The sequence below is a fragment of the Polynucleobacter sp. IMCC 29146 genome, assembly GCF_021395195.1.
GTDB lineage: Bacteria > Pseudomonadota > Gammaproteobacteria > Burkholderiales > Burkholderiaceae > Polynucleobacter.
Window position 1 is genome coordinate 223,322 of sequence record NZ_JAJVCR010000005.1, and the last position, 25,380, is coordinate 248,701.

Consider the following 25,380-nt stretch of genomic DNA (forward strand, 5'->3'; position numbering starts at 1 on the left):
ATGGTGAAGCAAGATGGTGACGCAATATGCTTGAGTATTTAACGCCGATATTACCCGGCGCGTATTTGGGTATGTTGGGTGGCGGTCAATTGGGCCGAATGTTTACTCAGGCAGCGCAAGCCATGGGTTATAAAGTCTGCATTCTTGATCCAGACCCATTAAGCCCCGCTGGCGCTATTGCCGAAAAACACTTGGAAGCAAACTTTACTGATAGTGCCGCCTTAAAAGAAATGGCTGCTATCTGTCAGGCAGTCAGTACCGAATTTGAAAATGTACCAGCCCAAACATTAGATGAGTTAGAGGCTTTAGGAGTGTATGTCGCACCTCGCAGTGATAGTGTTTCGATTGCACAAAATCGAATTGCAGAGAAAATCTTCTTAAGCAAATGGAAATCAGCAGTGCATATTGGCCCGGTTCCCTATTGCGTGATTGAAAATCAAGCCGCAATCGATGCGCTAGATGAAACCCTATTACCTGGAATTTTAAAAATAGCGCGGCTGGGTTATGACGGTAAAGGGCAGATTACTGTTGATTCCCTAGCTGAACTGAAGCAAGCTTGGCATAATTTTGCTCAAGTACCCTGCGTACTTGAAAAGCGCATGGATTTAGCCTTTGAAGTATCGGCTTTGGTCGTCCGCGGCTACGATGACGCGGTGGTGGTCTATCCCATTGCGCAAAATATCCATCGCAATGGCATTTTGCACACCAGTACAGTGCCAGCACCCTCACTAAATTCTGATCAAGAAAAGTGTGTACTACAGGCAGCAAAGACTTTAATCAGGCATCTGAATTATGTGGGCATTTTATGCATTGAATTTTTTGTACTCAAGAGCGGAGAAATTTTTGCTAACGAAATTGCTCCGCGGCCACATAATTCTGGGCACTACACGATGGACGCGAGTGTCACTAGTCAATTTCAACAACAGGTTAGGGCGATGGCACGCCTACCCTTAGGCGATACCCGTCTATTAACCCCAGTATCGATGTTAAATTTATTAGGCGACTTATGGTTTAAGACAGGCACTATTGACGAGTTACCCCAAGAGCCTGACTGGGCGAGCGCCTTAAGTCACGATAGCGCGAAATTACATTTATATGGCAAGTCGGTACCGTTGTCTGGACGAAAAATGGGTCACATTAACTGTCTTGGCGCTAGTCCGGTAGAGGCACGCCAAATTGCTGCAGCTGTTGCTGGCGATTTAGGTATCGAGCCTTGATTGTAGAGGCAGTTCGGCGCTTAAACAATGGCGAGTTGGTGGCCTTTCCAACCGAAACAGTTTATGGTTTGGGCGCAGATGCAAGCAATAATCTGGCAATTCAAAAAATATACGCTGCCAAGGGTCGCCCAAATGATCATCCCTTAATTGTTCATCTTGCTGCGCCAATGACATTGCTAGCCGATCCAAAAACCACCACAGATGTGCTTGCTGATGCGTGGCTTAAAACAGTAAGCCCTTGGGTGCGCGATTTGCCGCCAGCGGCGATGCAACTGATTCTTGCTTTTTGGCCGGGCCCCTTAACTTTGGTGTTAAAAAAGGATAAGTGTGTTTTAGATGTCATTACTGGTGGGCAATCTACCGTTGCTATTCGCTCGCCTAATCATCCATTAGCACAAGCATTATTAATGGAATTTGGTCGGGCTTTAGTGGCTCCTTCTGCTAATCGCTTTGGTAAAGTTTCACCAACCCGCGCAGCCGATGTGCATGCAGAGTTTGGTAATGACAGTGACATCTTGGTCTTGGATGGCGGCGATTGTGAGTTCGGTATTGAATCTACCATTGTTGATTTAAGCGCTACCGATGGTATACGCCTATTAAGGCCAGGCATGATTACGCCATCAAATATTTATGCCAAAACAGGTTTACAGATAGACACCTTTAATTCTTCACAGCAGGAAACTGAGGTTCCGCGTGTATCAGGTAGTTTGAAGGCGCATTACGCACCGAATACACCTTTGCAGCTTTATCAAAGTGACAATTGGCAAACTATTCTCCATGAATTCGATACGCAAATAGCGAAACAAAATCACGTTCGTAAACTACGCATAGCACTAGGTATTTGGGGGTCGATTACAGGCTTACCAACTGTGCCACCCAATATCGCTCTAAGCGGTATTCAACTAGAAACATTTACCCTCCCAAGCGATCATGTGGGTTTTGCCAATAGCCTATATCGAACCTTGCGTGATTTGGACCTGCAGCACTACGATATTATTTTATTGCCGGAACCGCCAGCCGGTGAGGTTTGGGACGGCGTTCGTGATCGACTTCAGCGTGCTGCTTTTGGGTCTGGACCATCCTCGGCTAACCAAGTTAGTAATTGATCATGAGCTTCTTGTCCGCGATACGCATTCGGGTGATTAATAAAAGAACTGACTGCATACAGCTTCCCCGATTTACTCAGCACATAGCCTGCAATCGCTTTTACATCAACTAAGCTTCCGGTTTTAACGCGAATTTCTGGGCGCAACTTTAAATGCAGCCAGCCCCGTATGGTATTCAAAAGACGATTTCTCATCGTGCCATCATTGCCTGCCATAGGCAAACTTTTGAAAAATAATTCACCGTTTGGTAAAGATCGCGCGGCAATTAATAAATCATTCATATGCTTTGCAGAGATCGCTTCTATGCGCGATAAGCCGGAACCATTTTCTAATACGAGCTCAGGAAATTGCATTCCTTGTCGCTGTAGCCACCCTTGAATCACTTTTTCAGACTTCATTACTGTGGCTGGTTTACCCATTTGATCTAAAGCAAGCGTTAGGAAAAGTTGTCGAGCCATGACATTATTTGAATATTTATTGATATCAAATATCGCATCAACGAGCTTAGTACCCTCATATTGCACAATTGGGTTAAACGCACTAGGTACTAAACCGCTTTTACCCTGAGGTGGCTTAAGCCATTCACCCCCAGCTAACTGCCAAGCTGCAGTAAAGCCAAGAGTAAGAAAAGTATTGGGATCAAAAGCAACGACGTTATAGAGCACATTCTGACAGGCATGAGGAAATGAGCCTGAAAAAGTTGCTTGCCAGTCCGCGGGTAGAGCCCCAGTTTTTGCTGGCAGTGAATCGGGACTAATATCCAAATTCAGTTCTTTACGCCAATCCTCGCAGGCCCCTGCTTGAAGATTTAACTGGTTAATAATCTTGAGGCGGGCCAATTCAGGGGTATAGCTTATCTCTGTAGTTTGCGCTCCCTTATTCGCACTCAATTGAAACGAGAGGGTACGAAAGGCATAGAGTAATGGGTCAGGCTGAACGTTATAGGAACGTAGCGCTTCACCATCAATTAAATTACTGTCGAGTAATGCCGGGTCATAAGCACTTCGGTCAAAAATTAAATTACCATCTATTTTCTGGATTCCTAAATCCCGCAAATTCTTAATTAGTTTTGCGAGAGATTCTGGAGTGAGTTTGGGGTCTCCCGTGCCCTGCAAATAAATATTCCCTTTCAAAATATTATTGCGTATAAAGCCATCGCTATAAACTAGCGTTCGCCAGCGATAATTGGGTCCTAGAACATCAAGCGCTGTCAGGGTTGTCAAGATTTTCATCGTGGATGCCGGATTCATGGCAATCTCACTACGCCAATTAACTAACTCATGCATTGGAAGTGGTGCAGGGGTCTTGAGTTGCTGGTTTTTAGGTATTTCAGATACTGCAATACTGATAGCACTTAAAGGCAATTGATTTTTTTCTAAAGCAACTAAGACTACTTTGGGAATAAATTGAATTGACTTTTGCTTAGAAATTGAGGGATCGGCAGTTTCCTCGGCAGCCCAGGAATTGTTGCAGAGCAAAATAATGATAGTAAGTAGAAACACTAGCAAAAATAGAGTTAAAACACCTCTGCGCCATAACAGTGGATTTGGACGGACGAAGAGGGCGTGGTTTATTGGCACAAGCAGGGGCAAAATAAAAAAAATGCGCTAATTTCCTGTATTCGGGTAAATTATTTGATAGGATAAACCTCAGTAGCACTGACATAAAGAATTCAATGTAAAGAGATTAGGCTGATAAGCCTGCAAATTGTGAATTTGTACTTATATTCGAGGAGATAGCATGACTAAATCAGATTTAATTGATGCAATCGCAGCAGGCGCTGATCTGAGCAAGGCAAAAGCAGATGAGGTATTAAATATTACCCTAGAGACCATTAAAATGGCCATTATGAAAGGTGATGCTGTGCAGTTAGTTGGGTTTGGTGGTTTTTCAGCGGGCTCACGTGCTGCACGAATGGGTCGGAATCCAAAAACCGGCGAGGCAATTAAGATTGCCGCTTCTAAAACAGTAAAATTTGCAGCTGGTAAAGCCTTTAAGGATGCTGTAAATAAACGCTGATTACTTTAAGGCAATGGTGGATATCAAAAGCGGCCTTTTAGGGCCGCTTTTTTACTTATTGACTTTCGGCCTGGGCAAGACCAATGGACTCGATAAGAATGTTTTCCTGCTGCAGAAGAAGTTGTAGTTTTTGGTTGATATCTGGCGCACCTAATTGCAGATCACGCTCTAGCTGAGTGCAGGCTGCAACAAATTGAGACTCATTAATCAATAAAGCACCACCTTTAATTTTGTGTAAATAATGAGTTAATTCATTAGTGTCTAGAGTTTTTTCATCCAACATTCGTAGACATTCTTGATGAACTTTTAGTACTTCAGCCAAAATTAATAATTCAGTTGGTGAGTGATGGCCATGCTGAAGCCCAAGCGCAAAAAAAGGTTTGGTGGGATTTAAATTCTGCGCAATTAAATTGTTACCCGATTCGAAATAATCGGCTAATTTATTTTCTAGGGTAATAATACTAATGGGTTTAATGAGCACAGCGTTCATGCCAGCTGATAAAAAACGCTGACGGGCCTCAAGAGCATAAATATCAGCGGTAACACCAATGATAATAAGATCTTGATAGCCTTGTTGGCGTAATAATTGCGCCAACTCTTCCCCTTTCATACCGGGCATGGAATGATCAGTAAAAACTAAATCAAAGTGTGTGTTTTGAAAATGTGTAAGGGCATTTTTACCATTCGTGCAAACCGTAACCTGAATGCCAAGTGCTTGCAATTGCAAAGAAAGAATTTCGCGACTAGCAGGGTGATCTTCAACTAATAAGGCACGAATCGTTTGGCCCATTGAATTAGTAAAACAAGGTGCATTCGGTCGCTCAATAATAGGATAGTGGTAATTTTGCGCAGCTTGAGTAGTGCGCGGAAAAACACTGGAAAAATAAATTGCACTACCCATTTTGGGGTAACTTTCAAAATGTAAGTGGCCACCCATTGAGGCAATTAATTGCTTCGAAATAGCTAAGCCCAAACCACTGCCGTAGTCGACATTAATATTAGTCGTATTAGTGGCTTGTAAAACTTGCTCAAATGGCTGCAGCGCACGTTTAATTTCTGCATCAGTCATGCCAATGCCGGTATCAATTACTCTGAATTCGATTAATTGCCCCGCATGATCGTCGGCGAGCACATTAACCGCAAAATAAATACTTCCTACTTCAGTAAACTTAATTGCATTGCTAAGTAAATTATGTAAAACTTGCCTCAAGCGCATAGCATCAACTAGCAACACTTCAGCAATTGTCGGATCTAAACGACTGATTAATTGCAAGCCGCGTTTACTAGCCAAGGTAGAAAAAGTCGCATCAATTTCGGTTATCACATTTTTAAGACAATGCGGCAGAGGGTTTAGGATTAGTTTGCCTGCCTCAATCTTAGATAAGTCAAGCACTTGATTAAGCATACCGAGTAAGCCTTCAGCTGAGCGATGCGCATTTTTTAATAAAGACTTTTCGCTCGCAGGAAAGCGCGCACTTTTTAAGAGTAATTCTTGCACCCCTAATATGGCATTCATTGGGGTTCTAATTTCATGGCTTAGGGTCGCAAGAAAAGCCGATTTAGCTGCATTCGCATGCTCTGCCATTTTTTTTTGATCTACTAAATTTTGCACGATGCCCGCTTGACCTCGATGTTGTTTTTTGAGGTTCCAAATCCAATACACTAGAGTGAGACTAATTAAAACGAAGGTAAAGCCAACGATTAATAAGGCCTGATCAGTAAATGCTGGTGCAGCCGAATGTGAGACTAAAGGGCCGTGGATTGTTTTTGCCAAGATACTATCAAAAGGGCTAGCAGAATGATGCAGTAACCAGGCATAAGGTGGATCAATAATAAAGTCGACCTTGCCTTGGGAGATGTCTTTCAGACCATCATCATCGCCCTTGCGCCAAACAGCTAAGTACTGCTGCTGGGTATGTTGCTGTAATTGGGTAAGAAGTTGATGATAGGCGCCTGCAGGTTCTTTGCTGTCACCTGGGTGCAAATGCATAGCATTTTTCTCATGAATACTAAAGTGCACAATCGGTTTTAATTTAAGCCATTGTAATTCCTCAGTATTAAAGGGGTCGTGGGCTAGCGCACTAGTGACGCTACTCAGCAAAAGAAAGGCTAGTGATATAAGCCAAGCGTAGTTAGCACTTAAGCAGACTAACCCTTGACGCCCCATTAATACTTGAATTTTCATTAACCTTCAATAATATTGTTGTTACGACAAAACAAAATAAGATCGGCAATGTTATTAATACCAAGCTTGTCATATAACCGTGCCTTATAGGTTGCAACGGTTTTACTGCTGATATGTAATACATCTGAAATATGTTGATTGCTACTACCCCGACCTAAATACTTCATGATTTGTAATTCACGATCTGAAATCAGTTTGAGTTTCTCGCCATCAGTTAATGCACTATTGCCATTTCTGCCATGGGAGAAAAACGTATAGTTTTGAGAAACCGCTATACAGGCTGAAATAATAATATCGGCGTTCGCAGTTTTATTAACAAAGCCATGTGCACCTAATGAGCGTACGCGGCCACCGTATACGCTTTCATCGAGGCTAGATAGAACGAGAATGCGAATTTCGGGATACATTAAGCCAATTCGCCGAATGACATCAAAGCCATCGGTCTTCGGCATATCTAAATCTAAAATAATAATATTGGGATTTGTTTGCTTAATCATTTGCATGCACTCTTCCCCATTTTGGGCTTGTGCAGCAACCTCAAATAACAATTTTTCATGCACAATACTTTTTAATGCCATCAACATTGCTGGATGGTCATCGACTAACATCACACTTTTTCTCATAGCTTGTCTCCGTTACGGTTTTATTGGGGCTTTACTGAAAAGATGGCTTTTGCCAGGCGACTATCGTTGATTTGTAATAATTGATGACGGCTTACAGGCGGCATCATTAAGCCGCCGTAGCAGAAGTTAGCTGCAAGCTTTTGGGCTGCAGTGAGATCGCTTACGAGAGAAATTCCGCCGATATAGATCGCGCCATAGTTTTTTTTGCACACGCTAGCAAGATCGACGATAGATTGATGCTTAAGCAGATTGGATCGCAGTTGCTGAGCAGATAGGTGCACACCATCAAAGCGCATCTCATCGAGATGTTTTATTTCTTGCGGTGAACCTGAAAAATGGAGTAAGTGCAGCATTAAGCCAATTCTGCGCAGACGGGCTAAGCCACTTTGGTAGTCATGCCAAAACTGGGCTGGGGGTAGATTCATGATTCCAAGCGCGACCAGACCAACCGGTAAACGGGAATTTAAAACCAAATCGCTAATCGCATCGACCTGACTGGGTTGACAGAGTGTTTTAGCAGCAATAGGCAGAATAGTGGGCACCGGTTTACTAAAGCTCTGCCAATATTGAATAGCATCGAGTCCATCCATGAAGAGTCGCAGCACCTGGGAATCATTAGCCTGCAGCAAGGGCTGAAAAAGCGCTCCGCTAAGCTTGCTTCCAGATTGATTAAAAATGGGCTCATAGCTAATGGATTGTCTTTTCGACCAGAGCGCTTCAGCCTCAAAACCTACCGAGTTGTTGATCTCACTTCCTACGGTAGAGCCACTAGCATCGTTAACCGCTTGGAAGGGCTTATTCTTCCAGCTTTTAACAAGCGTATACAGCCGGGATTTTGGGATCATCAGCGTTCTCCAATCGGTAACTGTCCAGTCTATTCAGGTCAGCAGGGGTTGATAAGCAGGTAAGACTGATTTTTATGTAGGAATTCACCTACAAACAGTCTTTTTAAACAGCACCCCCTTGAAAAAACCAGAAAAGGAGCTATATAATCAGCACTCTCTATAAACGAGTGCTAAAGCAGTCGTTTCGCCATTAATCTGGTGGAATTCAGGTTTTACTGCTTATATTTAGTTGTAGAGCAATTATAACTCCATGATGTATATAGGGTTTTTATTTAGTTAACACTTACTAACTTAGGAGAAGGAATGAATCTGCGTCCTTTACATGATCGAGTGATCATCAAGCGTTTAGATCAAGAAACCAAAACTGCTTCAGGAATTGTGATTCCAGATGCAGCCGCTGAAAAACCAGACCAAGGAGAAATTTTGGCTGTTGGAGCCGGTAAGCGCGACGATAGCGGCAAGTTAAACCCACCCGATGTCAAAGTTGGCGACCGAGTTTTGTTCGGTAAATACGCCGGTCAAACCGTCAAAGTTGACGGCGATGAGCTTCTCGTGATGCGCGAAGAAGACATCATGGCAGTTGTCCAAAAGTAATCGAGCTTTTACGAAAGGAATTTAATCATGGCAGCAAAAGACGTAGTTTTTGGCGATAGCGCGCGGACCAAAATGGTCGAAGGCGTAAATATTCTCGCAAATGCAGTAAAGGTAACGCTAGGCCCTAAAGGCCGTAACGTAGTTATTGAGCGTTCATTTGGTGGTCCAACCATCACTAAAGACGGCGTAACCGTAGCGAAAGAAGTCGAATTAAAAGACAAGCTGCAAAATATGGGCGCACAAATGGTGAAAGAAGTTGCTTCTAAAACCGCGGATATCGCTGGTGATGGCACTACCACTGCAACCGTTTTAGCTCAATCGATTGTGCGTGAAGGCATGAAGTATGTAGTTTCCGGCCATAACCCAATGGATTTAAAGCGCGGCATTGATAAAGCAGTTAGCGCCGCTTTAATTGAATTGAAAAAAATTAGTAAGCCTTGCACCACTACCAAGGAAATTGCACAAGTAGGTTCTATTTCAGCTAATAGTGACCATAGCATTGGTCAGCGTATAGCTGAGGCAATGGAAAAAGTGGGCAAAGAAGGTGTTATTACTGTTGAAGATGGCAAATCACTCGAAGATGAATTAGAAGTCGTTGAGGGTATGCAATTTGACCGCGGTTACCTTTCGCCTTATTTCATCAATCAACCAGAAAAACAAGTGGCGATTTTAGAAACCCCTTACATTCTGTTGTTTGATAAAAAAATCAGCAACATTCGTGATTTGCTCCCAGTACTCGAGCAAGTAGCTAAGTCGGGTCGTCCATTGATGATTATTGCTGAAGATGTTGAAGGCGAAGCCTTGGCAACTTTGGTTGTGAATAACATTCGTGGTATTTTGAAGACTTGTGCTGTGAAGGCGCCAGGTTTTGGCGATCGTCGCAAAGCCATGCTCGAAGACATCGCCATTTTGACTGGTGGCCAAGTAATTGCTGAAGAAGTAGGTTTAACTTTAGAGAAAACTACACTTGAGCATTTAGGTCAAGCCAAGCGGGTTGAAATTGGCAAAGAAAATACCATCATTATTGATGGCGCAGGCGATTCCAAAGCCATCGAAGCTCGCGTTAAAAATATTCGTGTGCAAATCGATGAAGCAACCAGCGATTACGATCGTGAAAAATTGCAAGAGCGCGTGGCTAAATTAGCTGGCGGTGTTGCAGTAATTCGTGTTGGTGCTGCTACCGAAGTAGAAATGAAAGAAAAGAAAGCCCGCGTTGACGACGCCTTGCATGCAACCCGTGCAGCTGTAGAAGAGGGTATTGTGCCTGGCGGTGGCGTAGCATTAATTCGCGCTATGCAAGGCATTAAAGGTTTGAAAGGCGATAACGCTGATCAAGATGCTGGTATCAGTATTGTCTTGCGGGCTATGCAAGAGCCATTACGCATAATTGTTTCCAATGCCGGTGACGAAGCTAGCGTAGTAGTCAATGCTGTTGAGGCGAGCAAAGGCAATAATGGCTATAACGCCGCTACTGGCGAGTATGGCGATTTAGTTGCTCAGGGCGTAATTGATCCAACTAAGGTAACAAAAACTGCCTTAGTTAATGCTGCTTCAGTTGCTGCTCTCTTGTTAACCACCGATTGCGCAATTTGTGATTCACCTAAAGATGAGTCTGGCGGCGGCATGCCAGGTGGCGATATGGGTGGTATGGGCGGCATGGGCGGCATGGGCGGCATGATGTAATTGCTGTCCCTTTCAGCTTTAACCGCAATAATAAAACGCCTGGTTCAAAAGATCAGGCGTTTTTCAATTTGACTGTAATATTGATGATTATTCAATTATTAAAATGATTCAAACAATGAAACCAAAAATAAAAATTGATGTTGTTTCAGATGTCGCTTGTCCATGGTGCGCAGTTGGCTATGGCGAGCTTAATAAGGCCATTGAAGCAATGGCTGATGAGGCTGACTTTGAAATTCACTTTCAGCCATTTGAGCTAAATCCACATATGCCAGCAGGTGGTCAAGACGCAGTAGAGCACTTAACGCAAAAGTATGGCTTATCTCCAGAACAAGTGCAAGTGAATCAAGCGCGTATTCGCGCTCGTGCTGCGGCAGTTGGTTTTGATTTTCATCCTGCCGGAAGGAAAAGAATTTACAATACTTTTAACGCCCACCGCCTTTTATATTGGGCAGCTAAAGAGTGTGGTTTACCTGCTCAAGCAGCGCTTAAAAAAGAATTATTAAATACCTATTTTTGTTTAGCAGTCAGCATGGATGATGTAGATAATGTGCTTGCTGCAGTTGGCCGCGCAGGATTAGACCAAGCTCGTGCTAAGGCAGTATTAGAAAGCGATGAATTTAGCCAAGAAGTTCAGTCACAAAAACAGACTTTTCAAAACTTAGGAATTCATGGGGTGCCTGCATTTATCTTAAATGATCAGCACTTAATTGAAGGCGCGCAATCATCTGCAGTATTGCTGAATAGTTTTAAGCAACTGCTGGAAGCTTAAAATTAAACACATTCTTAGAGGCCTGCCTTTAATTTGCCACTTGTGCTTGAATGAAGACAAAATTGTGCCGCTTTAGCGATACTTGCAGCATCAACTTGAAAGTAGTCTCGTAGCGCTGCTCGAGTATCGCTACGGCCAAACCCATCGGTACCTAAGGTAAGGTAGTTGCGCTGGCTGGGGATGTAGGCACGAATACTTTCTGGAACTGCGCGTACATAATCGGTTGCAGCAATGATCGGGCCAGCTGAATTCGATAACAGCGAACTAATAAAGGCAGTTTCATATTCAGAGGTGCCATCAACTCCTATATCCTTATTCTCATCTGCAAAAGCGGCCTGCAATTTTTGGTGACCATTGCGTGCCAGCTCACTCCAACTGGTGATACTAAATATATCAGCTTCAATATCTACCCGTTTTAATATTTCGGCAGCTTTGATTACTTCGAGCAGGATGGCACCAGAGCCCAATAGAGTAACTCTTTTTTTCGCCGTAGGGGGTGCTGGTTGATAGAGGTATGCACCCGCTAGAATATCTTTTTCTTTACCAGATAACAAATTGGTTTGGGCATAATTTTCATTCATGAGGGTAATGTAATAAAACACATCTTGCTGTTCGGTGAGCATTTCCCTCATCCCCGCATCAATGATCACGGCTAATTCGCCAGCAAAGGCAGGGTCATAGGCTTTGCAATTAGGAATGGTAGCAGCCACTAAATGACTACTGCCATCTTGATGCTGTAAGCCTTCGCCACCCAAAGTAGTGCGCCCTGAGGTTCCACCCAATAAGAAGCCGCGTGCGCGTTGATCGGCAGCTGCCCAAATAGCATCTCCAACACGCTGAAAACCAAAAATAGAATAATAAATATAAAAAGGTAGCATGGCAAAGCCATGATTAGCGTAACTAGTAGCAGCTGCAGTCCAGCTGGCAATAGCACCCGCCTCACTAATGCCTTCCTCTAAAATTTGGCCATTTAACGCTTCGCGATAACTTAATACGGAACCAATATCTTCTGGTTCATAGCATTGTCCAACGCTAGAATAAATACCCACTTGTTTAAATAGATTCGCCATACCAAACGTTCGCGCTTCGTCGGCCACAATGGGCACAATTCGTGCACCTAGTGCTGGGGTCTTTAGTAAATTACCTAAGAGTCGTACAAAGACCATGGTAGTTGACATCGATTTATCGTCAGGAGTAATCGCAAAGCTGGCATAAGATTCAAGCGGTGGAATCGCTAGGCGTTCGCAGTCGATAACACGTTTAGGTAAATAGCCACCCAACTCAGCCCTTCGTTGCTGCAAATACCGCATTTCTTTGCTATCCTCGCTTGGCCGATAAAAATCTAAATTCATTGCTTGGGCATCGCTGAGTGGTAAGTTAAAGCGATTACGAAATTCAATTAACGCTTCCACATCAAATTTTTTCTGACTATGCGTTGTCATTTTTCCTTGACCAGCATGACCCATTCCATAGCCTTTTTTGGTGTGCGCCAGAATTACCGTGGGTTGACCTGTATGCTTTACTGCCGCCTCATAAGCAGCATAGATTTTGACGATATCGTGACCACCGCGTTTTAATCGATCAATTTGTTCATCTGTCATACCCTGAGCTAGTTCTGCTAACTCAGGGCTTTGTCCGAAAAAATTTTCCCGATTAAAGCGCCCATCTTTAGCTGCAAAAGTTTGCATTTGACCATCAACGGTATTCGATAGTGCGCGCACCAAAGCACCAGAATGATCACGCGCAAATAAGCCATCCCAATCACTGCCCCACACTAATTTAATGACATTCCATCCGGCACCACGAAATAATTTTTCTAATTCATCAATAATGCGACCATTACTTCTAACGGGGCCATCTAAGCGTTGTAGATTGCAGTTCACTACCCACGTTAAATTATCTAATTTTTCCCGTGCTGCCAAGGTGAGGGCGCTCATGCTTTCAGGCTCATCCATTTCGCCGTCACCAAAAACACCCCATACTCTGCGCTGCGAACAGTCGAGTAAATTACGGTGACTTAAGTAACGCATAAATCGGGCTTGGTAAATTGAGCTAATGGGGCCAATGCCCATTGAGCCAGTTGGAAATTGCCAAAAATCGGGCATGAGCCACGGGTGAGGATAACTCGATAGCCCTTGCACCCCGATTTCTGCGGCGGCAATTTCTTGGCGGTAATAGGCTAGATCTTGTTCATTTAAGCGACCTTCAAGATAGGCGCGGGCATATACACCCGGCGCACTATGGGGTTGAAAAAATACTAAATCACCCTTGTGCTCGGAAGTACGACCATGATAAAAATGATTAAATCCTACTTCAAACAAATCGGCTGCACTAGCGTAGCTAGCAATGTGACCACCAAGTTCGCCATAAGCCGTATTCGCTTTGGCGACCATCGCCAGTGCATTCCACCGCATCAGGGAGGCTATTTTTTCTTCGATTGCCAGATCACCAGGAAACACGCCTTGCTTAGCAACCGTAATCGTATTCACAAGAGGCGTGACTAATTCAGGGGACCAGCCAATTTGCTGTTGATGGGCGGTGCGGATGAGCATATCAAGCAAATGCTTGCCCCGCTCCTCGCCATTAGCAGTAATGGAATTAATAAACGCTTCTGCCCACTCGGCCGTTTCGGTTGGATCGATATCATGAGGGTTTTGCATAGGTATTAATATACAAAAAGTGCTCTGAAATAGGATTGCAAATTATGGTCAAATACCATTAAATTAAGCATAAAATGCTAAATAAACCATTTTTATAGAATTTTATGCAACTAGATGCCATTGATTTAAGAATTTTGCAAGAACTGCAAAAAGACAGTTCACTCAGTAATGTGGCCTTGGCTAAGCGCGTGCATTTATCACCTTCACCTTGTTTGTTGCGAGTGCGCGCGCTAGAGGCGAACCAAGTAATTCAGCGCTATGTGGCCTTGGCTAACCCCAAGGCCCTGGGACTTGATTTAAATGTATTTATTTCGATCAGCCTAAAAGAGCAGTCAAAAACTGCGCTCGCTGAATTTGAACAGTGTATTGCCGAGCAACATGCGGTAATGGAGTGCTATTTGATGACCGGCGATTGTGATTATTTAATTCGAGTTGCTGTATCCAATATTAGCGATTTAGAAAAATTTATTCTTGAGCAATTAACTCCCATTGCCGGCATTGAAAAAATTCGCTCCAGTTTTGCATTAAAGCAAGTCTCTTACAAAACTGCTTTGCCTTTGCCGTAACAAAATACTGATTTATCGAGTCATTTTTTAAACATGGACTCCATCTCGCGTCGTACTCGAATTGCTTCATTGTTGATATCAAAATTGACATCGTTCCAGCATACTGGTTTGCCAGCAGCAACAGCATTTTTGAGTGTCAGGCGGTGTGCTAACCCAATGGGTAAGCCACCCATTGCCAAGGAATCAGTGGCAGGCATTAATTTACCGTAAACCGTAAAACCACCTTCGCCATCGAGCATTTCTCCAGCCTTTAAGTCACGTTTAGCCGTGGCTACGACGTCACCGCTAAAGGCGGTAGTAGCACCCGTGGCTTCTTTGCGCAAGGCCACGCTCGCAACCGAGATGCCTAACTCAAGACCAATTAAATGATATGGTTTATACATTGCCGCATACCAGCCGCTCGCATCAGTTTTCAGGCCATATTGCAAGAAGCAGTTACGCACATATTCGTTCGGCGCTTCAAAAACAATATAAACGCCCCAACGTAAATCTCGAAAGACAGGGCGACCATCACGCTCAACAGAAGAAACTACTTCAACTGTGCCTTTAAAGGGCAAGATGCCGCCATCAGCCTCTGGCCGTAAGATGGTAGGCAGATCATCAACCCCGCAGGGCGGAAATAACAAGCCATTTTTTGGGGGTCGCAAACCACAGGCATTCGATACCGCAGCCATTTCAAGGGCAGACTTGGTGCCATCTAAAAATGAATTAAACATTTGGGCATTAAAGTCTCCGCTACCAACTTGCTCTGGGGTAAATCCATAGTGCCCCCATACTGTGTCTGGAGTGGCTTGGTGATAGATCGGTAAATATTTAGTGCCTTTGCCTGCACACACCACATCCATACCAATCGTTTCGGCCCAATCAACTAATTCAGCAATTAAGGATGGTTGATCGCCAGATGCCATTGAATAAATAATGCCAGCATCAGCCGCTTTTTTAGCTAGGTAGGGGCCTGCAAGTACATCAGCCTCTACGTTCACCATGATGATGTCTTTACCATGTTCGCAGCATTTCAAGGCGTGGTGAATGCCTGCTGCTGGACTTCCAGTGGCATCAATAATGACTTCAATTTGCGGATTGGCGATCATGCCATCAGCATCATCAGTAATGAATGTTTTGCCAGTTTGATACGCATTCTCAAAAGAAGACGCGTTGTATTGCTCGGCGTTCCAACCCACACGGGCTAAAGAATCTCGCGCCCGTTGCGGCACTAAGTCGGCAATACCTAATAAATGAATGCCGGGAGTCCTTGGTACCTGGGCTAAATACATCGAGCCAAATTTGCCCGCACCAATAATGCCTACTCGTACAGGCTTACCTGCCGCCGCGCGTTGTTTGAGTTGTTGAATGAGGGACATAGCAAACCTTTCAGTGAGAGTGCTGCTATTTTCACATTTTTTAGTTAGCGTAGGTTTATCAATTGCAGCCTTAGTTCAGATAGGGCGTCTGGTCAGCCTAGGGCTTTCCCTGATGAAGATTGATTACAGGCCTGACTTTTAACCCTCTAACTGATTAATTGATTACACTTTCACCTATTGTTAAAAAGAATCGACGAGGTCAAAATGCATCTATCTCCAGAACAACTAGCTCAATTTGATAAAGCAGGTTATTTATTCTTTCCCAGCTTATTTAGTCCTAGTGAGGTGAAAACCCTGACCGATGCCGTCCCCGAACTTTATAGTCGAAAAGAAGCCTATAACGTCCGTGAAAAAGACAGTGAATCGGTGCGCACCAATTTTGCCGCGCATCTAATTAGCAGGCCATTTGCTAAATTGGGAAAACATCCCAGAATGATTCAACCAATTGAAGATTTATTGGGCGAGCAGTTATATATGCATCAATTTAAGATTAACGGCAAGATGGCTTTCGATGGCGATGTTTGGCAGTGGCACCAAGATTATGGTACTTGGTTAAACGACGATTTGATGCCTACCGCGCGGGCGATGAACGTGGCAATTTTTTTAGATGATGTCAATGCCTTTAATGGCCCACTGATGTTTATTCCAGAAAGTCATAAACGTGGTGTGATCGCTGCCAAACATGATTTAACTACGACCAGCTATCCATTATGGACAGTAGACAACGATTTAATTTCGCAATTAGTAGCTCGTGCAGGCGGCAAAAACGGCGGCATTATTAGTCCCACTGGGCCTGCAGGTTCAATGATTTTATTTCACAGTTGTTTAGTCCATGCTTCCACAAGTAATTTATCGCCATGGAATCGGGTCAGCGTCTATTTAAGTTTATGTGCGGTGTCGAATCATATTCGTCGGCATAAACGTCCTGAATATATTGCCCATCGTAATTTTGAGCCCATCGTATGTTTGCCGGACGATTGTTTGTTAACCGATTATCCAGTTGATGTGCCATGGGAGCATGGAGTTCCAGCAAGCGCTTTAGAGACTTCGCTTGAGACTATTGCTTAAAGGAAGATATCGTTGAATAAGTCTGAAAAACAAGCGCAAAACTATCGCTTAAAACTTGAAAAAACGGCCAAACCCCTGCTGATTGTGGATTACAGTTTTGGGGGCGATACAGTATTAGAGCGGATGAAGGTAGCGCCATTACCGAGTGCAATTCAGAACGCGAAGGTGAAGACCGAGTTTGATTTAGCCCAAGCCTGGAGTAATTTCGCAAGGAAATCTTTGGGCCAGCGCAAATTGGCCGAGTCTGAGATTGAGTGTTGGGATGGTCATTACGACCAATTGGGTCGAGTGATGCTGGAATTAATGCGCATGAGCAGAGATAAGCCAGAAATGCTTACCAAAGAAGGGGTGTATGAAATGATTCCGGATTTAGAGGAAATCACATTCATTGCTAAGCCAGGGCGAATTGAAGATAAGATGTTTGTTCGTATTTGGTTTTCATTAATTCGCCATCCGGCATTTCTTGAGCTGGAAATTCATGAAAAAGAAGTCGTTGCATTTCAATATTGGCAAAACCTATTTACTTTGGCTTTAGGTAAAACAAATAGTGAGCTACTGAAGCAAAACGCTTAGATTGCGGATTAAGCGTGCCAAATGAGTAAAAAAATGAAAATATTAATTGTTGGGGCAGGTGGTATTGGCGGCTACTTTGGTGCAAAACTGATTCAGGTGGGCGCCGATATTACATATCTATTACGCCCTAAACGCCATGAGTATATTCAAGCCAATGGCTTAACGATTGAAACTCCACGAGGCAGTTTTGTTCTTCATCCAAAATCGATTACCTTAGATCAATTAGAGCCTATTTATGATCTGGTTATTTTGGCGCCAAAAGCATTTGATTTAGCCAATTGTTTAAATGAACTTGAAAAAGTTGGCCCAAAAGCCCTATTCTTACCCTTTTTAAACGGCCTTACGCATCTCGATGCCTTGGACCAGCAATTTGGAAGAGCCCGTGTCATGGGGGGCGTGGCACATATTGCCGCAATGATTACGGAAGTAGGTGCGGTAAAGCAATTAAGCGATTTACATATTCTGACGGTTGGGCATCGGGCGCCCGAGCAAGAGGCGATAGCGAGAGCATTTTTTGCGCTATGTGAAAAAGCCGATTTCGATCACTTTTATAGTGAGCAAATTGAGCAGGCAATGTGGGATAAATGGGTTTTCTTAGCTAGCTTAGCTGGTATGACAACCCTTTGTCAGGGCTCAGTTGGGCAAATAGTTGCTACGCCGTATGGACAAGAGTTGTCGTTAGAGATGTATGCAGAATGTTGCGCAATAGCGCAAGCAAACGGATTTTCAATAGCAGAGCAAGCACGTAAAAAAGCTATCGAGTTATTGACCCAGGTAGGCTCCCCATTTACGGCCTCGATGTTACGCGACCTAATCGCTAAGCAAAAAACAGAACACGAACATATTTTGGGTCAAATGATTCAAAAAGGGATGAGCATTAAGGTGTCGTGCCCATTGGTGAAGATGGCCTATACCCATATGGCGGTGTCAGCGCAGCAATAAAAAAGCGCCTTTTTGAGGCGCTTTTTTATTTATCAAAAAAAGTATTCTTAATCGAGCTTTCTAGCCCCCATAAAGAAACTTAGGCAACCAGAGAGTCATACCAGGCCATATATACATAAAGAACATACATAGAATGACGATGAACATATACGGCATCATGCCCGCAAAAATTTGATTCAGAGTGACACTTGGCGGTGATACCCCTTTAAGATAGAAGGCTGACATCGCCACCGGTGGCGATAAGAAAGCGGCTTGCAAATTCACAAAGACCAAGGTGCCCCATAACAAAGGATCGATTTGGAAGTGCGCTAACAATGGCAAGAAGATCGGCACAAAAATCACAATGATCTCAGTCCACTCCAAAGGCCAGCCAAGGAAGAAAATAATTGCTTGCGAAAGCAGCATGAACTGAATCGGCGTCAGATCTAACATGAGCACCCATTTTTCAATGATCGATTGACCACCCAAAATCGTGAATACAGCAGAGAATAAAGCTGATCCAACGAACAGCCAACACACCATTGAGGTAGTTTTAGCAGTAAGAAAAACCGCCTGCTTGGTGCGATCAAAATTTAATGTGCCCGCTTGAAACGCCAGAATAAAAGCACCAAAAGCACCCACTGCTGCCGATTCAGTTGCGGTGGTAATGCCTAGCAAGATCACAGCTAAAACCAAAATAGTGAGAATACCCAAGGGCATGACGGATTCGATCAGCAGTTTCAAAATTTCAAACTGATCTTCATCGAGTTTGATGTAGTAGTAAATCAGCAGCAAGAGTAGTAGAACAGAGCTAAGCCCAAAATACAGTTCAAAGTTTTCCGGCGGCCCAGCAGCCGCTTCAGGCTCGGCAGCCCCAGCAGTGGGCGCATCACCCGCCGCTGCATCTAGCGCTACTAATGGCACATCTACCTCTTCAAGCTCTTTGGTTTTAACGTTGTTGGAGGTTGCATCCAGTGAAACCAAACCTTCTTCTACAGGTGCAGCTTTATCAGCAGTAGCAACTTTAGCGACTTGAGTAGCTACGGGAACATTTTGCGCATCACGTTCAGCTTGCTGATGAATGATGACGTACCACCATACTCCCCATAAAGTGACTGCAGCAAGAATAAATGGAGTTAAGACTGCCAGTACATTTTGGACAATTTTGCCAAAGGAGAGGCGTGCATCAACAGGTGCGTTGAAAAACTTCGCCGGTGCAAATAGCGCTTTAAAAGTTGCCAAAAACATATTGGGTGAATACTGCTCACGCAAGAAACGGATAGGCGCTGGAATAGGTACCTGTTGTTTTTCAGGGGGCAGTTTAGGTGCTACTTTAGGATTTATTAAGGCCCAGCCAATGATGTAAACCAAATATAAAAATGCGAGAAAGAAACCTGGCACCATCGCAGCTGCATACAGTTTCACCACCGATTGACCAGCGACCGCTGCGTACACAATAATCATTACTGAAGGTGGAATCAAAATACCCAAGGTACCACCAGCGGTAATAACACCAGCTGCTAAGCGCGTATCGTAGCCCGCATTCAACATAGGTTTCATGGCGATCACGCCCATTAGTACTACAACTGCACCAACTAGACCGCTGGCAATACCCCAAAATGTACAAACAATTAAGGTTGCGACAGCAAGCGATGCAGGTACGCGACGAAAGGCAAGCTGAATGCTATAGAACATTTTGTCAACTAATGCCCCTCGCTCCATTACATAGCCCATTAAAACAAATAAGGGAATAGACAGCAGGACATCGTTGGTCATACCCCCAAATGTTCTTTGCACCATCAGGGTAAATACCTTATTAGCTGTCCAGCTTTGTGATGGGTCATAAAAGGCGGCAAAACCAAACATCATGCCAAGCCCCATTAAGGTAAAAGCAGTTGGGAATCCCAACATAATCACCACGATAATCAGGCCTAACATACTTAGGCCAAGTATTGGATCACTCATGGTTTATTTCCTTCGTTTGGCCAATGCGGTGATGTGCCGCTTCATCAATTGCTTTAGCATTTTTCATACCCATTTGACGAGCCTCTTCATCAACGTGGGTTGAGGCCGCAAGTTGTTGCTCAATTACATCAATTTCTTCCGCATCTTTTAAGCGTGCTGGCCATTCACCTGTTTTGATACAAACAATGCAGCGCAAAATTTCGACAAAACCTTGGAGGAGTACAAAAGCACCAGCAATCGGAATAATGGTTTTAAAAGGATACAAGGGCGGCCCATTGGCGATTTGGGTGGTGTGTTCACCTATGCGCCATGATTCAGCCGCATAGGTGTAGCCCGCATATACCAATGCAGTTATGCCCGGCAAGAAAAAGGTAATGTACAGAATTAAGTCAAGAGTGGCTTGGGTGCGTGGTTTCATTGAGCCATAGAGGAAGTCGCCCCGTACGTGCCCATTTTGTGCCAATGTATAGGCCCCGCACATCATAAAGAGCGTGCCATAGGCCATGACCGACAGTTCGCCAATCCATGCTGATGGAGAATTCAACGCATAGCGTCTAACCACATCGGTACACACCATCAGCATTAATAGAATGATGAGCCACGCAGCCGCCTTGCCAACAAAGGTGCTGATCTCATCGACTCTAAGCATGAGCTTATTCATTCATTACCTCCCAATAAAACTTGACTAAATAACAGTACTATTTAAATTACTATAAAAAAACCGGACGGTGAACCGTCCGGTTTTGCATCAGCATGAACCATTTAGTTGATAAACATTAGGCTTTAGGTTGACTGTCTTTGAAATAATGATCGTAGGCGATCTTGAAGTCAACATCCGTCAAGAGTTGCCAACGCACTGCACGTTGAGCAAAGGCTTTTTGTGAATCAAGCACTTTCTTAAACATGGCATTTTCAGCTGCTTTTTTGGCAATAATTTTGTCCCAAGCATTTAACTGAGCTACCAAAATGGATTTCGGTGTTGCATAAAACTTCACCTTATCTTTGGTTTGCAACTCAACAAAGTCTTTTGAGTAACGATCGATTGCTTTCCAAGACATATCGGCTGAAGCAGCTTGGGTGGCGATTGAGAGAATTGAACGCAAATCAGGCGCTAATGAATCGTATTTCTTCTTGTTAAAGATGATTTCAAATTGCTCTGAACTTTGGTGAAAGCTTTGCAGCATATTGATCTTAGAAACATCTGGGAAGCCTAGCAAGCGATCGGAAGAGGCGTTATTAAATTCAGCAGCATCTAAGAGACCACGATCCATCGCGGGAATAATATCGCCACCAGGCAGGGCCTGAACTGACGCGCCCATATCGGTAAAGATTTCAATTGAGAGGCCAACAGTACGGTACTTTAAGCCCTTCATATCTTCTGTTTTAGCAATTGGCTTTTTAAACCAACCAAGTGGCTGAGTTGGCATTGGGCCATAAGGGAATGACACGACATCCAATTTCAAGCCAGAATAAATTTCGTTTAACAGTTGTTGGCCACCACCATATTGGTTCCATGACAAAACGGTATTGGCATCCATACCGAAAGCTGGGCCTGAACCCCATAATGCCAACGCAGCACTTTTACCGTACCAATAAGCCAACACACCATGACCGCCATCTAATGTTCCACTTGAAACCGCATCAAGTAGATCAAAGGCTTTAACAACTGAGCCAGCTGGCAACACTTCAATTTTGAGGCGACCGCCCGACATCGCATTGACTTTGGCAGCGTAGTCGTTGGCATATTCATGAAAGATATCTTTCGTAGGCCAGGTTGACTGAAAGCGCAAAGTAATAGTTTGTTGCGCTTTCGAAATCATTGGGAATCCGAGAGCAGCTGCGCCAACGGAGCCAGCAGCAGCACCTTTTAAGAATTTACGACGTGGAACTTGGTTTTTAATTTCAGACATGGAATTCTCCCAGATATTATTTTTTTACAACTTGTATCTTCTTACAAGAGAGTCAGTATAAGACCTCTAGGGGCTTAAAAACCCTCGGGAAAACCCTCAAGTACGCGCTAAATAGCAGATTAATTAGCCCTAATCGACCGCTTTGACCATATCTTCAACGACCTTCTTGGCATCCCCGAAGACCATCATGGTTTTATCCATGTAGAAGAGCTCGTTGTCAGCAGACTGTTGCCCTTCGGGCATTTGCGGGCGATTCACGGACAAATCTAATTCCTGCGTTGTTAAATAAATGTTCCTGCGAACGTTCGTATTATGGCAGATTTATCTGAATTTCCCACCTTCAGTTGGACAGAATCTGGACAGGATTTGGACGGTGGGGGGCTACCCTATGCCAATTCCCAGAAGCCAGAACCCACCGTACCCCCACCCCCCGATTTGGGCTATCTGTTCCTGCAACCTATGCACTCTAATTTGCTCGTAGGGTGGGTATATTTTTCCGCCCAGCTTTGCTATTACCGCATTCTAGAAACGCCCCCCTTGTGAAGTTCTATCTAAACATAGTGAGCATATCTATTTTTTTGAAAGTCTTATCCAATCTATATTGATTTATGTAAAGAGTACATATCCCAATCGACTAAACTCTCTACATGGTCTCGGTTTATCACTTTATGTGTTCCGGTCAGAGTACATATCCCAATCGACTAAACTTAAAGCGTTTTGCTTTTCATGCAAGCGTGGGTTCCGGTCAGAGTACATATCCCAATCGACTAAACTGTTAAGCATGAGAGCGGGAGCATAGATATTGTTCCGGTCAGAGTACATATCCCAATCGACTAAACTTTCAAGCTGCTGGTGGCAAGGTGGAATGGAGTTCCGGTCAGAGTACATATCCCAATCGACTAAACTTAACTCTACCCTCTGCCGTAGCAAACATATGTTCCGGTCAGAGTACATATCCCAATCGACTAAACTATTGAGCAATTAGAAGCTGGCGCTATTCCGGTTCCGGTCAGAGTACATATCCCAATCGACTAAACTTGGCAGGGTTTAACGCCTCTTTAATTATAGGGTTCCGGTCAGAGTACATATCCCAATCGACTAAACTCTAATTCATTGATATATGTTGCTGCTTTTTGTTCCGGTCAGAGTACATATCCCAATCGACTAAACTAGACAGCGCCAACATAACCAATCTGCCAATGTTCCGGTCAGAGTACATATCCCAATCGACTAAACTTTCGTGGACAAGAATGCCAAAGACTTCGACAGTTCCGGTCAGAGTACATATCCCAATCGACTAAACTGATTGCTGGCAAGGTATACAACGGAAGATTGTTCCGGTCAGAGTACATATCCCAATCGACTAAACTAGATCGTAACAAAACCTAACGAGGATATTAGTTCCGGTCAGAGTACATATCCCAATCGACTAAACTTTTAAAAATTCAATTTGTGCAGCATTTTCAAAGTTCCGGTCAGAGTACATATCCCAATCGACTAAACTGTTTTAATTAATTGATTCAATTTCATACGAGTTCCGGTCAGAGTACATATCCCAATCGACTAAACTTCTATGCTCCCGCTTTGATGCTTAACTGTAGTTCCGGTCAGAGTACATATCCCAATCGACTAAACTTACGATCTCGTCAGTAGGTGCCAAACACCTGTTCCGGTCAGAGTACATATCCCAATCGACTAAACTATCTAGGTGCAGCCATGATCCGCCTTCTAACGTTCCGGTCAGAGTACATATCCCAATCGACTAAACTCGCCTACCGAGGACTACGCTTTCATTATGAGTTCCGGTCAGAGTACATATCCCAATCGACTAAACTAATCAATTTATTGGTCAAATTACAGTAGGTTGTTCCGGTCAGAGTACATATCCCAATCGACTAAACTTTTTTACAGAAGATCAAGGTTATAGCGAAAGTTCCGGTCAGAGTACATATCCCAATCGACTAAACTAGGAATGCGATAACTTATTGTATATAAAAGGTTTATCGTCTTTTTTTTGACAAAAAATATTACTTTTTTAGAACAAATCATACTGGTCTGGTGACTTATTTTTAGGCAATTTAGACTTACCTTTAAAGGAAATAATCCTTTCATATTGCTTATCAGTAAATTGTAAAACACTTACTTTGCCACCCTCTGGCAGAAAGGATTCAACTCTTTTGGCTAGTGCGTCAACCTGTGTATTGCTAGAGCAAAAGCGCATATAAACCGAAAATTGAGCCATTTCAAAGCCATTATCAAGTAAAGTATTTCTAAAGTCTGAAGCAGCTTTGCGCTCATCCTTTTGGACTACAGGTAAGTCAAACATGACAAAAATCCACATTATTCGATAGCTTGATAGCATGGTTAGGGCTCATATTCGCCCATAAATTCGCTATTGGGCGGGAATAAAGTGGGTAGATTAAGTTTCTTACTTTCACCTAAATATATTTGAGCAAGTGATGTAGCGGTACTTTGGACGCAAACTGATAGTGGAGAGGTACCATCCTTCGTTTGAATATCAACAAACATTGTCGTTACAATTTCTCGCTTTAAGCCAGCATTGATAGCAAGCTCACCTTTTTTGCTGAGTACCCAAACTTTAAAATCTATGACTGGTCTAAATGGCTCCATTAAATCATCCACTAACCGCATTGGATTGCCTTCATTACTATGATGTAGCCCTAGCGTAGGATGTAAACCTGCAGCAACTACAGCACGTGCAGTCGTTGCCCTTAGTATCGTATATCCATAATTCAACATAGCATTGATGTCAAAAGCTTCCTTATCCCGCCTAAAGGTTTTACCAAATAGTAGAGTCCAGTACCGTCTTGCACCCTGTGCTTCAATATTCTCAAGGTCACCAGACTTTACTTTTTCAATTAGTGATTTTAATGGGGTAGAAGAAGCCCCAGTACGCTCTAACACGGCAGCCTGCCAAGCTAATTTTGCTTTAATAATATCCGCCCAAAGCCGATTTTTAGTTGGTTTATTGGCGTTGATTTGTGCATCGAATCTTTTTGCTTGTTGATGGTTTCCGTCAACTGATATGAGCATTCCAGTGGCATTATGATTTGAACCACACAATACAAATGGAATACCTCGTTCAGCTAAGGAAACTAGTAAGTTATTTGTATAGCTAAGACCATGTGCATTTGCAATAACAGCACCAATATCATCCAAAGGAATGCGGTAATCCCCCCATTTTTAACATAAGCTAAAAGTAGAGGCTGGTACTGCAAGTGCTAGTTTTTGCTTAGGTGTAATTCCCCCTAAGCCCATATTCGGTCTTTCATGATTGTATGTCCACATCCAGTC

22 protein-coding genes and 1 CRISPR repeat array are annotated in these 25,380 nt (G+C 43.5%); of the genes, 10 read left to right on the forward strand and 12 right to left on the reverse strand.

Annotation, left to right across the window (positions count from 1 at the left end; all coding sequences use genetic code 11):
* The first annotated feature begins 26 nt into the window (after positions 1–26).
* Both LZT22_RS08285 and LZT22_RS08290 read left to right on the forward strand, forming a co-directional pair.
* A complete protein-coding gene (locus tag LZT22_RS08285; RefSeq protein ID WP_233924630.1) occupies positions 27–1,217 on the forward strand; it encodes a 5-(carboxyamino)imidazole ribonucleotide synthase in 1,191 nt (396 codons plus the stop codon).
* Positions 1,214–2,323, forward strand: a complete 1,110-nt coding sequence (locus tag LZT22_RS08290; RefSeq protein WP_233924631.1) for an L-threonylcarbamoyladenylate synthase — start codon at positions 1,214–1,216, stop codon at positions 2,321–2,323. Before LZT22_RS08285 ends, LZT22_RS08290 begins: the two co-directional genes overlap by 4 nt.
* Here LZT22_RS08290 and dacB read toward each other — a convergent pair.
* Complete coding sequence (dacB, locus tag LZT22_RS08295; RefSeq protein ID WP_233924632.1) at positions 2,269–3,825, reverse strand: D-alanyl-D-alanine carboxypeptidase/D-alanyl-D-alanine-endopeptidase; 1,557 nt, start codon at positions 3,823–3,825, stop codon at positions 2,269–2,271. The two genes, LZT22_RS08290 and dacB, sit on opposite strands and share 55 nt — an antisense overlap.
* Positions 3,826–4,063: 238 nt before the next feature.
* On the opposite strand from dacB, the gene LZT22_RS08300 reads away from it, so the two are divergent.
* Complete coding sequence (locus tag LZT22_RS08300) at positions 4,064–4,342, forward strand: HU family DNA-binding protein (RefSeq protein ID WP_233924633.1); 279 nt, start codon at positions 4,064–4,066, stop codon at positions 4,340–4,342.
* A 55-nt stretch (positions 4,343–4,397) separates the two neighbouring features.
* Here LZT22_RS08300 and LZT22_RS08305 read toward each other — a convergent pair whose 3' ends face one another.
* Genes LZT22_RS08305 through LZT22_RS08315 form a run of 3 tightly spaced genes read right to left on the reverse strand, consistent with a single transcriptional unit; the run spans position 4,398 to position 7,995 of the window.
* Positions 4,398–6,527: a response regulator gene (locus LZT22_RS08305; protein ID WP_233924634.1), complete on the reverse strand. Its 2,130-nt coding sequence runs from the start codon at positions 6,525–6,527 to the stop codon at positions 4,398–4,400.
* Positions 6,527–7,150, reverse strand: a complete 624-nt coding sequence (locus LZT22_RS08310) for a response regulator transcription factor (protein ID WP_233924635.1) — start codon at positions 7,148–7,150, stop codon at positions 6,527–6,529. The genes LZT22_RS08305 and LZT22_RS08310 overlap by 1 nt, the downstream gene beginning before the upstream one ends.
* A gap of 20 nt (positions 7,151–7,170) precedes the next feature.
* Positions 7,171–7,995, reverse strand: a complete 825-nt coding sequence (locus LZT22_RS08315; protein WP_233924636.1) for a diguanylate phosphodiesterase — start codon at positions 7,993–7,995, stop codon at positions 7,171–7,173.
* 303 nt (positions 7,996–8,298) lie between these two features.
* Between LZT22_RS08315 and groES the strand changes: the two genes are divergently transcribed.
* The 3 genes from groES to LZT22_RS08330 all read left to right on the forward strand — a co-directional run bounded on the left by groES (position 8,299) and on the right by LZT22_RS08330 (position 11,041).
* Positions 8,299–8,589 (forward strand): co-chaperone GroES, encoded by a 291-nt coding sequence (groES, locus tag LZT22_RS08320; protein ID WP_233924637.1) that lies wholly within the window; start codon positions 8,299–8,301, stop codon positions 8,587–8,589.
* A 27-nt stretch (positions 8,590–8,616) separates the two neighbouring features.
* The gene (gene groL / locus LZT22_RS08325) at positions 8,617–10,272 is read left to right on the forward strand and encodes a chaperonin GroEL (protein WP_233924638.1); all 1,656 of its coding nucleotides are present in this window, start codon (positions 8,617–8,619) and stop codon (positions 10,270–10,272) included.
* Positions 10,273–10,387: 115 nt separating this feature from the next.
* A complete protein-coding gene (locus tag LZT22_RS08330) occupies positions 10,388–11,041 on the forward strand; it encodes a DsbA family oxidoreductase (RefSeq protein ID WP_233924639.1) in 654 nt (217 codons plus the stop codon).
* A 14-nt stretch (positions 11,042–11,055) separates the two neighbouring features.
* Here LZT22_RS08330 and aceE read toward each other — a convergent pair whose 3' ends face one another.
* On the reverse strand, positions 11,056–13,701 hold the full coding sequence (aceE, locus tag LZT22_RS08335; RefSeq protein ID WP_233924640.1) for a pyruvate dehydrogenase (acetyl-transferring), homodimeric type: 2,646 nt from the start codon (positions 13,699–13,701) through the stop codon (positions 11,056–11,058).
* A gap of 104 nt (positions 13,702–13,805) precedes the next feature.
* On the opposite strand from aceE, the gene LZT22_RS08340 reads away from it, so the two are divergent.
* Positions 13,806–14,267: an Lrp/AsnC family transcriptional regulator gene (locus LZT22_RS08340; protein ID WP_233924641.1), complete on the forward strand. Its 462-nt coding sequence runs from the start codon at positions 13,806–13,808 to the stop codon at positions 14,265–14,267.
* Positions 14,268–14,287: 20 nt separating this feature from the next.
* Here the strand turns inward: LZT22_RS08340 and LZT22_RS08345 are convergent, their stop codons facing one another.
* Positions 14,288–15,628, reverse strand: a complete 1,341-nt coding sequence (locus LZT22_RS08345) for an NAD(P)H-dependent oxidoreductase (protein WP_233924642.1) — start codon at positions 15,626–15,628, stop codon at positions 14,288–14,290.
* 204 nt (positions 15,629–15,832) lie between these two features.
* Between LZT22_RS08345 and LZT22_RS08350 the strand changes: the two genes are divergently transcribed.
* Genes LZT22_RS08350 through LZT22_RS08360 form a run of 3 tightly spaced genes read left to right on the forward strand, consistent with a single transcriptional unit; the run spans position 15,833 to position 18,211 of the window.
* The gene (locus LZT22_RS08350; protein ID WP_233924644.1) at positions 15,833–16,696 is read left to right on the forward strand and encodes a phytanoyl-CoA dioxygenase family protein; all 864 of its coding nucleotides are present in this window, start codon (positions 15,833–15,835) and stop codon (positions 16,694–16,696) included.
* A 12-nt stretch (positions 16,697–16,708) separates the two neighbouring features.
* Positions 16,709–17,269: a hypothetical protein gene (locus LZT22_RS08355; protein ID WP_233924646.1), complete on the forward strand. Its 561-nt coding sequence runs from the start codon at positions 16,709–16,711 to the stop codon at positions 17,267–17,269.
* 21 nt (positions 17,270–17,290) lie between these two features.
* Positions 17,291–18,211 carry a 2-dehydropantoate 2-reductase gene (locus LZT22_RS08360; RefSeq protein ID WP_233924648.1) on the forward strand — a complete coding sequence of 307 codons (921 nt, stop codon included), beginning with the start codon at positions 17,291–17,293 and terminating at the stop codon, positions 18,209–18,211.
* Between the two features lie 60 nt (positions 18,212–18,271).
* Here LZT22_RS08360 and LZT22_RS08365 read toward each other — a convergent pair whose 3' ends face one another.
* From LZT22_RS08365 to cas1, 6 genes are all read right to left on the reverse strand, one after another.
* Positions 18,272–20,155, reverse strand: coding sequence for a TRAP transporter large permease subunit (locus LZT22_RS08365; RefSeq protein ID WP_233924649.1), 1,884 nt, complete (start codon positions 20,153–20,155; stop codon positions 18,272–18,274).
* Complete coding sequence (locus LZT22_RS08370; protein WP_233924650.1) at positions 20,148–20,816, reverse strand: TRAP transporter small permease subunit; 669 nt, start codon at positions 20,814–20,816, stop codon at positions 20,148–20,150. The genes LZT22_RS08365 and LZT22_RS08370 overlap by 8 nt, the downstream gene beginning before the upstream one ends.
* Positions 20,817–20,931: 115 nt before the next feature.
* On the reverse strand, positions 20,932–22,065 hold the full coding sequence (locus LZT22_RS08375; protein WP_233924651.1) for a TRAP transporter substrate-binding protein: 1,134 nt from the start codon (positions 22,063–22,065) through the stop codon (positions 20,932–20,934).
* 129 nt (positions 22,066–22,194) lie between these two features.
* Positions 22,195–22,386 (reverse strand): NAD(P)(+) transhydrogenase (Re/Si-specific) subunit beta, encoded by a 192-nt coding sequence (locus LZT22_RS08380; protein WP_370635207.1) that lies wholly within the window; start codon positions 22,384–22,386, stop codon positions 22,195–22,197.
* Between the two features lie 284 nt (positions 22,387–22,670).
* A CRISPR array of direct repeats spans positions 22,671–24,033; the repeat unit is 36 nt; unit sequence GTTCCGGTCAGAGTACATATCCCAATCGACTAAACT.
* A gap of 67 nt (positions 24,034–24,100) precedes the next feature.
* Positions 24,101–24,427 carry a CRISPR-associated endonuclease Cas2 gene (gene cas2 / locus LZT22_RS08385; RefSeq protein WP_255700935.1) on the reverse strand — a complete coding sequence of 109 codons (327 nt, stop codon included), beginning with the start codon at positions 24,425–24,427 and terminating at the stop codon, positions 24,101–24,103.
* 2 nt (positions 24,428–24,429) lie between these two features.
* Positions 24,430–25,245 carry a type II CRISPR-associated endonuclease Cas1 gene (gene cas1 / locus LZT22_RS08390; RefSeq protein WP_233924653.1) on the reverse strand — a complete coding sequence of 272 codons (816 nt, stop codon included), beginning with the start codon at positions 25,243–25,245 and terminating at the stop codon, positions 24,430–24,432.
* Positions 25,246–25,380 lie beyond the last annotated feature (135 nt).